The organism is Aestuariibaculum scopimerae (assembly GCF_059428085.1).
Genome location: NZ_CM182089.1, coordinates 99,891 through 115,420, shown reverse-complemented (window position 1 = coordinate 115,420; position 15,530 = coordinate 99,891). Strand labels below are relative to the sequence as shown.

General features: G+C 36.0%; 10 protein-coding genes. 4 read left to right on the top strand and 6 right to left on the bottom strand.

From position 1 onward, the window contains the following. Window positions 1–36: 36 nt before the first annotated feature. The gene (locus AC5SR4_RS00500) at window positions 37–1,413 is read left to right on the top strand and encodes a M20/M25/M40 family metallo-hydrolase (protein ID WP_495357588.1); all 1,377 of its coding nucleotides are present in this window, start codon (window positions 37–39) and stop codon (window positions 1,411–1,413) included. 112 nt (window positions 1,414–1,525) lie between these two features. Beyond that, on the top strand, window positions 1,526–2,089 hold the full coding sequence (locus AC5SR4_RS00495) for a hypothetical protein (protein ID WP_495357587.1): 564 nt from the start codon (window positions 1,526–1,528) through the stop codon (window positions 2,087–2,089). A gap of 7 nt (window positions 2,090–2,096) precedes the next feature. Here the strand turns inward: AC5SR4_RS00495 and AC5SR4_RS00490 are convergent, their stop codons facing one another. From AC5SR4_RS00490 to lysA, 3 genes are all read right to left on the bottom strand, one after another. Beyond that, the gene (locus AC5SR4_RS00490; RefSeq protein WP_495357586.1) at window positions 2,097–3,041 is read right to left on the bottom strand and encodes a TolB family protein; all 945 of its coding nucleotides are present in this window, start codon (window positions 3,039–3,041) and stop codon (window positions 2,097–2,099) included. 71 nt (window positions 3,042–3,112) lie between these two features. Then, the gene (locus AC5SR4_RS00485) at window positions 3,113–4,483 is read right to left on the bottom strand and encodes an MFS transporter (protein WP_495357585.1); all 1,371 of its coding nucleotides are present in this window, start codon (window positions 4,481–4,483) and stop codon (window positions 3,113–3,115) included. Window positions 4,484–4,799: 316 nt separating this feature from the next. Then, window positions 4,800–6,035 (bottom strand): diaminopimelate decarboxylase, encoded by a 1,236-nt coding sequence (lysA, locus tag AC5SR4_RS00480; protein WP_495359131.1) that lies wholly within the window; start codon window positions 6,033–6,035, stop codon window positions 4,800–4,802. A 199-nt stretch (window positions 6,036–6,234) separates the two neighbouring features. Here lysA and sucC point away from each other — a divergent pair, with 199 nt between their 5' ends. Continuing rightward, complete coding sequence (gene sucC, locus AC5SR4_RS00475; RefSeq protein WP_495357584.1) at window positions 6,235–7,425, top strand: ADP-forming succinate--CoA ligase subunit beta; 1,191 nt, start codon at window positions 6,235–6,237, stop codon at window positions 7,423–7,425. A 53-nt stretch (window positions 7,426–7,478) separates the two neighbouring features. Here sucC and AC5SR4_RS00470 read toward each other — a convergent pair whose 3' ends face one another. Then, on the bottom strand, window positions 7,479–7,730 hold the full coding sequence (locus AC5SR4_RS00470; RefSeq protein WP_495357583.1) for a DUF1456 family protein: 252 nt from the start codon (window positions 7,728–7,730) through the stop codon (window positions 7,479–7,481). 372 nt (window positions 7,731–8,102) lie between these two features. On the opposite strand from AC5SR4_RS00470, the gene AC5SR4_RS00465 reads away from it, so the two are divergent. Further along, complete coding sequence (locus tag AC5SR4_RS00465; protein WP_495357582.1) at window positions 8,103–8,510, top strand: TerB family tellurite resistance protein; 408 nt, start codon at window positions 8,103–8,105, stop codon at window positions 8,508–8,510. Window positions 8,511–8,573: 63 nt separating this feature from the next. Here AC5SR4_RS00465 and uvrB read toward each other — a convergent pair whose 3' ends face one another. Beyond that, window positions 8,574–10,577: an excinuclease ABC subunit UvrB gene (gene uvrB, locus AC5SR4_RS00460; RefSeq protein ID WP_495357581.1), complete on the bottom strand. Its 2,004-nt coding sequence runs from the start codon at window positions 10,575–10,577 to the stop codon at window positions 8,574–8,576. A gap of 27 nt (window positions 10,578–10,604) precedes the next feature. After that, window positions 10,605–15,494, bottom strand: coding sequence for a T9SS type B sorting domain-containing protein (locus AC5SR4_RS00455; RefSeq protein WP_495357580.1), 4,890 nt, complete (start codon window positions 15,492–15,494; stop codon window positions 10,605–10,607). Between the last annotated feature and the right edge of the window lie 36 nt (window positions 15,495–15,530).

Genomic DNA, 15,530 nt, shown 5'->3' with positions numbered 1-15,530 from the left:
TTATAAACACTATTTTTAGACTCAAAAATATTTTACATGCTAAGAAAGGCACTATTATTAAGCTGCATTGCTGTTTCAATAGGGTTAGGAGCCCAAACGGACGAAACGGTTTTAAAAAATATATATACAGCCTCATTAACTAATGGTAAAAGTTACGATTGGTTAAATTACCTATCTACCCAGATAGGGAGTCGGTTATCAGGATCCTTAGGAGCAGAAAGAGCCGTAGTTTATACCAAGGAAGTATTGGACAAATTAGGGTTGGATAAGGTATGGTTGCAACCTGTAATGGTGCCCAGATGGGTGCGCGGTTCTAAAGAATATGCCTATATAGAAACCGTACCAGGAAAAACGAATACTGTTAACATTTGTGCTTTGGGAGGATCGGTGGCTACACCATCATTAGGTGTTAAAGCACAAGTTGTAGAGGTTGATAGCTTTGAAGCCTTGGCAAAATTGGGAAAGGAACATGTGGTAGGTAAGATTGTATTTTTTAATCGCCCCATGCAACCTCATTTAATTGATACCTATAAAGCTTATTCAGGTAGTGTAAACCAACGTGTTAAGGGTGCCCTTGAAGCAGCAAAATATGGTGCTGTTGGTGTTATTGTGCGTTCCATGAGTTTAAGGTTAGACGATTTTCCACATACGGGTAGTATGACTTATGGAGACTTGCCGCCAGAGGATCGTATACCCGCTGTTGCGATAAGTACCAATGATGCAGAAGTGTTAAGTACCATGCTGGAACTAGACAGTAACATAAAGTTTTATTTTAAGACCAACTGTAAGCAGCTAAAGGATGTTTTGTCCTATAACGTGATAGGCGAAATAAAGGGCAGTGAATTTCCTAATGAGTATATGGTAGTTGGGGGGCATTTAGATTCATGGGATTTAGGCGATGGTTCGCATGATGATGGTGCTGGTGTAGTACAGTCAATGGAAGTGCTGCGATTGTTTAGGGAGGTAGGAATAAGGCCCAAACGCAGCATTCGAGTAGTATTGTTTATGAACGAAGAGAATGGCTTAAGAGGGGCCAATAAGTATGCTGAGGAAATAAAGCAAAAGGGAGAAAACCATGTATTGGCTTTAGAAAGTGATGCTGGCGGTTTTACACCCCGCGGATTTCATTTTGATTGCAATGATGCCAATTTTAATCAAGTATTGCGTTGGCAACCCTTATTTAAACCTTATTTGGTGCACTATTTTGAAAAGGGCAGTACGGGGAGTGATATCGATTTACTAAAAACCAATACGAATGTGCTGGTTGGTTTAGTGCCTGACTTGCAACGCTATTTTGATTACCACCATGCTAGTAGTGATACTTTTGATGCCATTAATAAACGCGAGTTGGAACTTGGAGCTGCCACGATGGCTTCCTTGATATACTTGTTTGATAAATATGGAGTGAAGTAGGGAGGAGAGAATTGAGAAAAACAAATACCGTTTTAAACCATACCAAAGGGCTAATGAGTAACAAGCCTTTTATTTAATAGCGAAGCGGTCTAACGTCTAAAATAAAACATTTATGAAACGCACATTATTAATTTTAACAACACTTTTTGCAATGAACGGATTTGCTCAAAAAACACATGATGATTTACCGTATTATGAAATTCCTGAATATCCAGAGGTTTATACGGCAAGCACTGTTGCTGCCAGGATGGTAGATGGCTTGGGGTTTAGGTATTATTGGGCAACAGAAGGGCTACGTCCTGAAGATTTAGCATATAAGTCAAGCGACTCCGGTAGAACATCGGGAGAAACGATAGATCACCTTTACGGGTTGTCCAAATTTATTAGAAACAGTATTTTAAATGCCGATAAAGATATAACAGAGGATGCGTTGGATTTTGCAGCTAAGCGCAAACAGACTTTAACGAATTTTAAGGTAGTATCTGATGCTTTAAGGAACGCAGCAGAGACGCCTTTTGATTTGGAAAGTACTGAAGTGCCATTTTGGAATCTTATCAACGGCCCCATATCGGATGCGCTATGGCATTGCGGGCAGGTGGTGCTATTGCGCCGTGCTTCGGGAAACCCATTTACATCAAATGTTAGTTTGTTTTCTGGAAAAGTAAAAAACAATTAAAAAAAAATCAATCCAAAGGTTTTTGGTTTGGAGATAGTGGCTCTTTCAATAATATTCTACAAATTTGGTAATGCCCATTTCTAAAACCTGTAATCAATAGATTGATATCATTGGGTGACCATATGGGGAGGATATCTTCCACATCATTGTAAGTGATTTGGATTTTATGCGTGCCATCATTCCGCATAATAAAAATTTCGGAATGTTCCATCTCGTTTACCTTGGCGGCATAAGCCACACGGCTACCTCTTTTATTAGACCAACTGGGAAAGCGGCTATCATCCATATAATAGCTCAAACGGTTTTGATCATCGGTAATGATGCTGTAACTGTAAATTACATCCGTTTCTCCCTGTGTGTTTTTATTGGAATGATAAATAAGCCAATCCCCACGAGGTATAAAATTAGGATATAGGTTGTTATAGCCGTTAGAAACAATTTTTTTTAGGCGCTTGCCGTTGGTAGAACACTTGTATATGTTACAAATACCACCTCGCTCTTGATGGCAAAAGACCATTTCCATACCATTGGGGGCAAAATCGGCATATTGTTTATGACCTTCAAGACGGATGGGTAGCTTTTTGACTTTGCCACTATCAAAATCATAGGTGTATATTTCGTTGGTACCACTTCTATCCGACTCAAATAAAATCATGTTTTTAAACGGGTGCCATTTCGGACGCCGATCGTTAGAGCTGCTATTCATTAAACGCGTTTGTTTATTGCCGTTAACATCCATGGTATAGACTTGCCAAAGGCCATCTCTGTTCGATTCAAAAATAATGTCGGTGCCTGCTTTATTGTAACTGGCATAACGACTATCACCATCCGCGTGCGTTAACTGAACTTCTTTAAATCCCATTTCTTGTGAATACCCATAGGGTAGGGTAAAAAAAACCAGAATAGGGAATATCTGTTTTAAAAAGAAATTACAAGGCATGTAATTGGTCATAAATTAATAGCAGCACTAATATATAAAATATATATTAATGGTCTTTATCTGGAAATTCCTTTAAAAGAAAGTTAGTTGTTAACAGCATCCATTGCTAAAGTGGATGTATTGGTTGTATTAAAGGTTTCTATACTTTCTAAATGTTTTTTAAGGTTGATTTGCCTGTATATAAAAAGAGCTATTAAAGGCGTTAAGGCAATGATGAACAGGACATAGTTCCATGGTAATTTCTCTTTTATTGGCCCTAAGCCCCAGGACCCAAAAGCATTGCCTAAATTATTTAATGTCATGTACAGCGTAAATTGGGTTGCCGATACTTTTTCCCAGGATATCTTCATGGCCGTGGCAAGTATAGCGATGTCCAAAAATGTACTGGTTATGTAATAAACAATTACAAAACCGTAAATAACAAAAGTACTTGTCCATAGTCCCGTAAAATAACCAAAGCCGCTTAGCAGAATAACCATGACCATGAGTAAAATATTAATCATTCTCTTGGTTCCAAAATAATCAATTAAAACGCCCCCTATAAGCATGCCAAGGCCACCACCAATTAAAGTGGCTAGGGAATAAACATGCGAATAGTCAGTATTACTCCAATCTAGTTCCTGTACAGTAAAAATAGGTAAGAACGACATGATTATGCCACTTAGTGTTCCCGTAAAAAACATGCCAATTCCTAAAAGTAGACTGGTAGGAAGTATAACGACCTTGAAAATATTCTTAAAAAGACTTCCCCAATTGTTCAGCTGTGCTCTTGCAGAGGCCTTAGACGGTTGCCCGATGGTCCACGGTAAGAGCTTTTCACCAGGACGCTCCCTTAGTATAATTGGTACGGCAATAAGAATACCTACTACAAGTGCTAAAGACGAAGTGGCAGTAGAAAAACCTACACTGTTAATTAAAGAGGTACCGATTAATAAGGAAAGTGATTGGCCAATAATTCTAGAGCCCCACATAATGCCATTGGCTTTGGCTTGTTGGTCTATAGGAATAATATCTACGGCCAAACTATCAATGGCTATATCTTGCATGGCGCCAAAAAAGTTTATAATAAAACCAATACCCATTAAAACAGTTAAATTGTTTAATGGGTCTTTGATAAAACTTAAAGCAAAAAAACTAATCATGAGTCCTATTTGCCCTACAATAATCCAAGGGCGTTTACGACCCATTGCTAAAAAGGTATAACGATCCATAAGGGGGGCCATAAAAACTTTAAAACTCCAAGGAATGATAATAATGCCCATGTAGGCTGCAATTTCCAAAGGTGTTTTGTCGTTCATAGCCAACCAGGCAGGGATGGCATAAAACATAATACCAATGGGAATTCCTTCACATATATATAAGATAGAAAAGTTTAAATATCTTAATAAGGCACTTTCAGATAATATGAATTTTAACTGTTTTTTACTTTGGTTAGAGTCCTTTGTAGTTTTCATCTAGTTTGCTTTGATTGTTTTTTATTGTGCGTAAAAAACGGTTAATACTAAAAAATACTGATAATGTGAGAAAAGGTTATATATAGTTTTGTTGTAATAGGGAGTAGTTGACAGTTGAGTTCTGGACATATAAGCCTTTATTTTTTTTGAGCCGTTAAATAAAAAGACTTAGGTAAATATTCTATAATGATATATAAAATATTGAATATTAACAAATTTTATGAAAAATATTCATAAAATAAAACGTAATGCAAAAAAAAGCGCAACAGAGGTTGCGCTTTTTTATAACTAAGATGTATTTAAATAATTAAGGCAGTTACTTTACTAACTGTTTTGTTTTTTTAACTGAAAAATCTACCTCAATTTGATTGTTTAAAATATCATTAAACGTTTCTCTTTTTCTAATTAAGTGTGCTTTGTTATTATGCCACATAACTTCAGCCGGACGAAATCTGGAATTGTAATTACTGGCCATTGAGAAACAATAAGCCCCTGCATTTTTAAAGCACAGTATATCCCCTTCATTAATTTCATTAATACGTCGATTATTTCCAAACGTATCTGTTTCACAAATATAACCAACAACCGTGTAGAAACGCTCGCGGCCTTTAGGATTTGAAATGTTTATGATATCGTGGTGCGATCCATAAAACATGGGCCTAATTAGATGGTTAAATCCAGAATCTACCTGAGCAAAAACCGTAGAGGTTGTTTGCTTTACAGCATTAACTTTCGTTAAAAAGTATCCAGATTCACTCACTAAAAATTTACCAGGCTCAAAAGCTAGAGTTAAATCTTTACCATAGTTTTTGCAAAACGTATTGAATCTAGCCGATAGTTTTTTGCCCAACTCTTCTATATTGGTTTCAATATCACCTTCTTTGTAAGGTACTTTAAACCCAGAACCAAAATCGATAAAATCCAAGTCTTTAAATTGTTTAGCAGTTTCAAATAATATTTCGCTAGCGTATAAAAAGACTTCAATATCCAAAATATCGCTGCCTGTATGCATGTGAATGCCATTAATGGTCATCTTTGTGTTTTCTACAATGCGCAATATATGAGGTATTTGGTGAATGGATATACCAAATTTAGAGTCGATATGCCCCACAGAAATATTACTGTTTCCACCAGCCATAACATGCGGATTAATACGAATGCACACAGGTGTTTTTGGATGTTTGGTGCCAAACTGTTCTAAGATGGATAGATTGTCTATATTTATTTTAACTCCCAGTTTAGCGGCTTCTTCAATTTCAGATAAAGAAACACCGTTAGGTGTAAAAATAATTTGCTCGGGCAAAAAGCCTGCGGCCAAGCCCAATTGTACTTCTTGTATAGATACTGTATCAATACCAGAACCCAAGGCGTTAAACAATTTTAATATAGATATATTAGATAATGCTTTAACTGCATAATTAATTTGTAGCTTCTTTACACCCTTAAAGGCATTTGTAAGTCTTTTGTACTGAGTTTCTATCTTTTCAGTGTCATAAACATAAATAGGGCTACCAAATTCCTCTACAATTTTTAGCAATTGATTTTCCAACATAATTTTAATTTTCGTCAAAGATATTTCTTTACATCAAATAAAAAATAAATAACTAAAAAAATTTCACATATTAAACATTGTGTTAAATATTTAACAACTAGAAATAGGTTTATTATATTCTAATGTTTTCACTATTAAATATTAGGGTAAGTTAACATGATTATTTACATTTGCCCTACTTAAACTATTTTAGCAAATTATGAATTTACACGAGTATCAAGGTAAAGAAATACTTAACAGTTTTGGAGTTCGTATCCAAAGAGGTATTGTTGCCCAAAATGCAAAGGAGGCTGTAGCAGCGGCAAAACAATTAACAGAAGAAACAGGCACTGGATGGCATGTTATAAAAGCACAAGTACACGCTGGTGGACGTGGTAAAGGTGGTGGCGTAAAACTTGCTAAAAATTTACAAGAAGTAGAGGATATTGCTGGGCAAATTATAGGTATGAACCTAATTACACCTCAAACTTCTGCCGAAGGTAAAAAAGTACACCAAGTTTTAGTGGCAGAAGATGTGTATTATCCAGGTGAAAGCGAAACGAGTGAGTTTTACATTTCGGTATTGCTAAATAGAAGTACAGGCCGTAATATGGTTATGTATTCTACCGAAGGAGGAATGGACATTGAAACTGTTGCGGAAGAAACACCGCATTTAATTTTTACAGAAGAAATAGATCCTACTATTGGTTTGATGCCTTTTCAAGCAAGGCGCATTGCGTTTAATCTAGGCTTATCAGGTGTAGCGTTTAAGGAAATGACAAAATTTGTTACCAGTCTTTATACAGCTTATGTTAAATCGGATTCCTCATTATTTGAAATCAATCCTGTTTTAAAGACAAGTGATAATAAAATTATGGCTGTAGATGCTAAGGTAACTATAGATGATAATGCTTTGTTTAGACACAGGGATTATTTAGATTTGCGTGATATACGAGAAGAAAGTGCCATAGAAGTTGAAGCCGCCGAAAAGGGACTAAACTATGTAGATCTTGATGGCAATGTAGGTTGTATGGTAAATGGTGCTGGTTTGGCTATGGCCACTATGGACTTAATTAAACAAGCAGGTGGCGAACCAGCAAACTTTTTAGATGTTGGCGGTACTGCCGATGCAGCTCGTGTGGAAGCTGCTTTTAAAATCATTTTAAAAGACCCAGCGGTAAAAGCAATCTTAATTAATATTTTTGGAGGTATTGTACGTTGTGACCGTGTTGCGCAAGGTGTTATTGATGCCTACAAAAACATGGGGACCATTAATGTGCCCATTATAGTACGTTTACAAGGAACTAATGCCGATATTGCTAAAGATTTAATTGATAATTCTGGTTTAGCTGTATTAAGTGCTACAGAGTTTCAAGAAGCGGCAGACAAAGTACAGGAAGTATTGGCGTAAAACGCTTGGCTTTTATAAAATATATAATAAGGTGTTTGGAATAATCAGGCACCTTATTTTTTTTGTGGTTTGCTATTATCCTTTTCTGGCATGGGGCCACGCATGTGAATTACCAAGCCATTTAAAAAATTTCGCAAAATTTGATCACCGCACTCCATATATTTAGGGTGGTCCTCTTTTCTAAAAAAAGCACCGAGCTCACTTTTGGAAATTCTAAAATCCACTAGCTCTAAAATTTTAACAATTTCATCATCTCTTAATTTTAAAGCGACCCGTAATTTTTTTAAAATATCATTATTTGTCATATCCTTATTTTAAACAGAAGCGCTCAGTCCCTTTTTAAAAGAAATTTAAATAGCTAAGCGCTTTCTAGCGTTTTTAGAATTTTTGTAAAGATACCCTAAATATTTATTAAAAATAATTTAATTTTTTATAATTTAACCACATTATAAATATCTGTTAATCAATAGTTTAAAATATTTTTCAGGTGTTAGAATTCAATCTTTATAAGAGCAATAATGAGGCTGTTTTTAATCAATAATAATTTTTTTTGAGATGAAATAAATGAAAACTACGATAAAATACGTAGTGGTTTTCGATAAGTTACATTATATCTACGATTATAAAAGTAGCGGTTGTTCGTATCTTTATAGTGTAATTAATTAATCCCTTAACGCATGATTAATAGAGTAGAAAAATTAAGTCTATTATCAGAAATGATTGCTTTTGCAAAGTATGATAAGGATATAAAGAATATAGAGTATAATTTTTTGCTTGGTGTTGCTAAACAGCTTGAAATTTCAAGAGAAGATTTTGATTATTTAATAGAACATCCCATTAATTATATTCACTTAAAATCGCATAGTGAGCGTATTGTACAGTTTCATAGACTGGTTTTATTGATGAATATTGATAGTGAAACTGAAGACAATTCAAAAAAAGTTATAAAGTTGTACAATTTTGGTTTGCGTATGGGCTTAAGCCATGAGTCTATAACAAAAGTACTATATTTAATGGAAAGCTTTCCAAATAAAATTGTACCGCCAGACGTATTGATAGACATATTTAAAACACAGTATAATTAGAAAACAATCTCTCTGCTAAGTCTAAAATTAGTTGTTTTTTAATGTACAAGAAAAGCTGAAAGTTTACACTTTTAGCTTTTCTAGTTTTTGCTGGTAACCTTTTATTTCGTCACGTAGTTTGGCAGCAATAATAAAGTCCAACGCTTTGGCTGCTTCCTCCATAAGTTTACGCTTTTCTCTAATTTTCTTTTCTAATTCGGGTTTGCTCAAGTACTCACTTTCTGGTTCTGCAGCTTTTAGAGCTTCTAATTCATAGCTATAGGTACTAACGGAATTTTTTGAAAGGGCATTGTCCAAACTTTTATTTAGGGCTTTTGGCTTAATATTGTTTTCTGTATTGTAAGCAATTTGTTTTTCTCGTCTGTAATTTGTCTCATCAATGGTTTTTTGCATGCTATTGGTAATTTTATCAGCATACATAATGGCTTTCCCATTTAGGTTTCTGGCAGCTCTTCCTACTGTTTGAGTTAAGGATCGTGCCGAACGTAAAAAACCTTCTTTATCGGCGTCCAATATAGCTACTAACGACACCTCTGGTAAATCCAAACCTTCTCGTAATAAGTTAACGCCTACCAATACATCAAACAACCCTTTTCGAAGATCTTGCATAATTTCAACACGTTCCAAGGTATCCACATCACTGTGTATGTAACGGCATCGAATTTGAATCCTATCCAAGTACTTTGTCAGTTCCTCTGCCATGCGCTTGGTTAGAGTCGTTACTAAAGTGCGTTCATCTTTTTCCACCCGCACTTGAATTTCTTCTATAAGGTCATCAATTTGGTTAAGGCTGGGGCGGACTTCTATTTCTGGATCCAATAGTCCGGTTGGTCGAATTACTTGTTCCACATACACCCCATCGGTTTTTTTCAATTCATAATCTGCTGGTGTGGCACTTACATAGATAACTTGATTTTGAATGGCTTCAAACTCCTCAAATTTTAAAGGTCTGTTATCCATAGCAGCAGGTAACCTAAACCCATATTCTACCAAGTTTTCTTTTCTACTACGGTCACCGCCATACATGGCATGTACTTGCGAAATGGTTACATGACTTTCATCAACAACCATTAAATAATCGTCTGGAAAATAATCCAAAAGACAAAACGGGCGTGTACCAGGTTGTCTGCCATCCAAGTAGCGGGAATAGTTTTCAATGCCAGAACAGTAGCCCAGTTCGCGTATCATTTCTAGATCGAATTCGGTACGTTCTTTAAGGCGTTTGGCTTCTAAATGCTTACCAATCTCTTTAAAATAATCGTGTTGCTTTACCAGATCGTCCTGAATATCTTTTATGGCATTTTGCAGTACCGCAGGAGAGGTTACAAACATATTAGCTGGATAAATATTCAATCGGTCATATTTTTCAATAACTTCATTGGTTTGGATGTTAAAGGCTTCAATATCTTCAATTTCATCTCCAAAAAAATGAATTCTAAAGGCATCATCGGCATAACTGGGGAAAATATCTACGGTATCGCCTTTTATTCTAAAATTACCATGATTAAATTCTGCTTCGGTTCTAGAATACAAGCTTTGCACCAATTTATGTAGCAGTTTGGTTCGTGAAATAACTTGATCACGTTCCAGTGAAATAACACTTTTTTGAAATTCCACGGGGTTGCCAATGCCATATAAGCAAGAAACAGATGCAACAACCAATACATCACGTCGTCCAGACAACAATGATGAGGTGGCACTTAAACGCATTTTTTCTATTTCTTCATTAATGGATAAATCTTTTTCTATATAAACACCAGAAACCGGAATATAGGCTTCGGGTTGGTAATAATCATAATAAGACACAAAGTATTCTACAGCATTATCTGGAAAGAACTGTTTAAACTCTGAATACAACTGGGCGGCCAAGGTTTTATTGTGAGCCAAAACCAATGTAGGCCTTTGTATTTCTTGAATAACGTTTGCAACTGTAAAGGTTTTTCCCGAACCAGTAACCCCTAAAAGGGTTTGGTATTTTTCATTGGATAAAACCCCATTCACAAGTTGTTCTATGGCTTGGGGTTGATCGCCTGTTGGTTTAAATCTGGATTCAATTTTAAAACGCATTTTGCAAAATTACACAAAATAAATGTGTTATCGCTTTAATGCAAAGTGACCTTTTACATCAAAGGCATTACCATTTTGGATAACCTTGGCTACAAACCAATAATCATCAGAAGGCATATTTTCGCCATTAAAGGTACCATCCCACCCTACAGAAGTGTCTGGTAAGGTTTTTAACAGCTTTCCGTAACGGTTGTAAATGTAAACAATAGTACCAGGTAGTTCTTCAATACCTACAATATGCCACGTATCAAAAAAAGCATCGTTGTTTGGTGTAAAGAATTTAGGGATATCTATCACAACAACTTCTGTAGTAACATCATTACATCCGTTTAAATCCCTTATGGTAACTAAATGGACACCAAACGTAACATTTTCAAAAACATTTGAAGTTTGTGGTTCTCCGCCGTCCAATAAAAAAACATATTCTCCAACACCGCTTATATTAACGGTAATGCTATTAGGGTCTGCAAAGTCAACGGTTGTAGTAAAGTTAATGGTAGCTTCTTCAGATTCTATCAGCGTAAAGAACTTGGTATAAGAACAACCATTTGTCGTGGTAACTTCAACCCAATGATCACCCAAATCTGCTACACCAAAAGAAACCTCAGGTGTTATTTGACCGTTATCCCATAGATAGGTATCTCCAATATTACCAGTTTCAGCACTTAAGGTTTGCGGTAAATCATTAACACATAATGGTTCTACATCATCAATGGGGATTATTGGTAATGGATTTACATAGGTTGTAAATTGAGTGATACTGTAGCACCCCGTCATATTGTTTTCTACTCTGGCATAAATGATTTCACCATCAATAGCAGCATGTAAAACACCTAACCTGTTGGTATCTAGTTCTGCATTAGCAATGTTATTATTATAATAATACACAGTATAATTAGATGGGTTTTGGGCACCTATTATGGCATTATGGTTTTGAGACAAATCAAACTCAAAAAACCCATCAAAGTCATCATCACAGCTTATCAAATCTGGTGGCGTGTTGGCAATAGGATTTTGATTGATCTGTAGAATGAACGACGCTACAATGGGGCACCCATTAGTATTATCTGAAACACGTACATAGATAGTATGACTGCTAGCAGTATAATTAAATATGTTACCAATAGGCGATACATTATTGTCGGCATCTGCTTGGCTGTTGTGATATGAAATGGTTTTATCACTAGGGTCATCCACTATCATATTATTTACTTGGCTAAGGTCGTAAGTGTCTGTATCGTTATCACAAGTATCAACAGTGCCTAAATTGTTTAGGACGGGGGGGAGGTTAACGCTTAATTCTAATGGAATCGTACTATAACATCCAGTAAAGGTATTGGTAACTTTTATATAAACAGTTTGCGGATTGCTAATGTTAGTGTAAGCAGAGGGGTTACTGATAGCCATACTATTATCTAGAGGATCATCTTGATTGATATCATCAAAATTTTCAAAATAATGAATAACCATATCAGATTGTACCCTATCCAAAATATCAAAATCAGCATCTTCCAGATTAAAAACAGTTTGCCCATCATAATCGGCGTCACATAAAATAAAAGGAGATGCCGGGGTAATGTTGGGAGATGCAATAATGTTAATACCCAACTCTTCTATAATAGAGCACTGCGAATCTGCACTTTCTATTCTGGCATATATGGTTTGCGGATTGGTGGCATTGGTGTAAGTTAATGGTAAAGGGTTTATATTACTATCGGCTTCCCATACTGTTAAGTGAAAAGAAACATTTAAATTGTCAGGATTTGCAATACCTTGCTTTAGTTCATTAATTTTTTCGTTAAGGTCAAATTCATTTTTCTCATCATTGCTTAGGTCATCACAAATTAAATAATCTGTCATAGGACTATAAACAGGATTGGAGGCTACTTGTATAAGAAACGATCCTGTTGCTGAACAATTACTGTCTGAAATGTTTTCTACACGAACATAGATGGTTTGCGGGCTTGATGTATTGGTGTAAGGGTTGTATTTTGGAATAGCATTGGCTAGATTACCAGCTAAAGCATCAGTTTCGTCTTCAAAATAATACACCTCTTTACCTGATTGTCCATTTAAAATTTCTGGATCTTTGCTATATAGCATAAAGCTTTCGGTCTGATCGGAATCATCCTCACAAACCTGCAAAGGTACTATAGTAGGTAAAATAGGCAATGTGTTTACAGTAACATCAAAAGGCAATATATTAAAACATTGCGAGTTATCCACACGTACAAACAAGGTTTGTGTTACGGCATCAAAAGCTTGTTTATTAACAGGGTTGCTATTATTATTGGCATCATCCAAGGAAGTGAAAAAGTCAATGGTTAGTCCTGTGCGGTCATTAACAATATCATCAATAATATCTTCCAGGCGCATGGTTGAAACACCATCTCCATCATCATCACAAATAATAATTGGGGCAGGAGGCGTTGCCGCAGGGGCATTGATAATCTCAATATCAAAACTGTTTACTGTAGAACATCCAGAATCTATATTCTCGATTCGTGCCCAGATGGTTGCTTGTTGGTTTACGGGATAAAATGGTGGGAGTTGATTGTAATTGCTTTCTGCATCAAACTCTGTCGGAAAATAACTGGCTGTAAAATCGGTATTTCCATTGGTGACTAAATCATTAAATGTTGCCAATTCAACACTTACGGTGCCATCATCATCCGTATCACAATAAGGCAACGGGTTTACAGGTTGAAATAATAAAATAGGGTTAACGCGTAAAACAATTTCGGCTTCTTCAGAGCAATTGCCATTATCTATTTTTATATAGAGTGTTTTTGGTAAGGTTGTACTAACAGGATAGAAAACACTTTTATCTATAGGATTGGTTTCATTGTCCAAATCAGTTTGGTTATCGTAAAATGTAACCGTGATGTTTGGTAAATTATTTGCTATAAAAGTCTCTACACTGTTTAAACTAAAATCTACATAACCCGTACTGTTTTCAGTATCACATAATGCAAAATCACCTGTATCGGTACCTGTAAGCAATAAGTTGGTATGTATTTCTAATGGGACTACTGATGCACAACCCGTATTATCATCTTCAATTCTCACATATTTGGTAGAAGAACCAGGTTCAGGATTAGAATTGGTGTATTGGTAATTATTAGGGTTAGAAATAGGATTTGATCCTGTTTCTGCATCTTCCTGTGTTTCATGGAAGCTAGGTGTAACCCCAGTTAACCCTCCCAATATATCATTAAGTACCTGCGTTAAATCAAAGTTGGCACTGCCATCATTATCTTGGTCACAAGCATCAATATATTGTGTGTCCATATTTACAATAGGACTAACCGTTATATTTATTGTTAACGTTGAGGTAATTACACAACCCGTTTGGGAATCCAATACTCTTACATAAACCACTTCGCTATTATTGTTATTAACATACAAAGGAGGGATAGGGTTTGCTCCACTTTCTGCATCAATTGGGTTGTAGTGATAAGATACTACATAAGTACTTTGTCCTCCCGTAATTTCATCATCTTTTTGGCTAAGGTCTATGCTGGTGCGCCCATCAGGGTTACCATCACTATCACAAATTTCTAAAGGGGTGGGGTCAACAATATTGGGTATGGGGTTAACCACCAAATCAAAAGTTGTAAAGCCTAAACATCCTGTATCATTATCTTGAATGCGTACATAAATAGTTTGCGGATTGCCCATGGTATTTTGAATAGATCCAGAAACACCTGGATCTGTACCACTTCTTGCCAAAGCATCAGATAGATGGTAACTGAATGTATAATTAACAAACGGAATATTGCTAATAACTTCAGCATCTTTATTTGAGAGGTTGAAGGTTTCAATACCATCCCCACTGGAATCATCGCAAAGTTGATAAGGCGATATTGGGTTAATGGCCTCTTCAGTGTCTAACACGATATTGATTTCATCTGTTTCTGTACAAGACGAACTATTCAGAGGAACAGTAACCTCTACTCTATATGTGCCAGTCTGTATGGCATTAAGAGTAGGATTTGTTTCTCCACTTATTAGGGTGTTATCTAAAAACCAGGCATAGGTAGCCTGTGGGTTTTGTATATTAGCATCTAAAAGAACCGAACTGGCACAGGTTTCAACATCATCTCCCAAGTCTAAAACCTTAAAACTATTACCTTGAATGAACACGGCCGAATCAAAAGTTTCATCGGTTTGATCGGCTATAACTAATTTTATGTGATATTGTACATAGGGCACTATGGTTTTTGTAGCAGTTAACACCGTGGTTCTACCATTATAATTGGTATCGCCTATATTATAACCATCAAAATATTGTTCATTAACTGCAGGACAGCTTCCTGGAATGATTTCGTTATGGATGGTATTGGTGTTCACAGGCGTAGATGTTCCTGGAATTAAGGCTATGTTTTCATAAGGTGCAGTACTGCCAGCTTCTTTTATTAAAAAAGCAAAGCCATCAGAGAATTGACATGGGTTAACGCCCGTATACTCCTCAGAGGCTAAAATATAATTAAACTGTACTTGGTTGGAAATCGATATAAAATCAAACTCAATAGATGTAGCATTTAGCGTGTTAGATATGCCCAAAGCAGCCTCTAAATCCGGGTCGGTACCCCAACTCGATGTTCCTTCATTAAGCGGATTTGTATTTGCGGTATTGCCTCCAGAAGCCGCATTACCAGTGGAAAGCATAATGCCATTTTCAAACGGGAAATTGGAACCTGCACGACTAAACTCCGCATAACTTGAAAGCCCGTTGGCACTACCATTAACACTTGTTGTTATATTAGAAACTTCAACACACCCCTCAACAAGGTAGTCTTCAATAAGTTGTTGCAGCCCAACAGCATCATTGATTGAGATTTGTTGTGAATAAATAAAATTAAAGCTACAAACGCATGCAGCTATAATAAAGTATAAATGTAGGTGTCTTTTCACTTTACCTTATTTGGGTATGTACTAAATAACACTTTA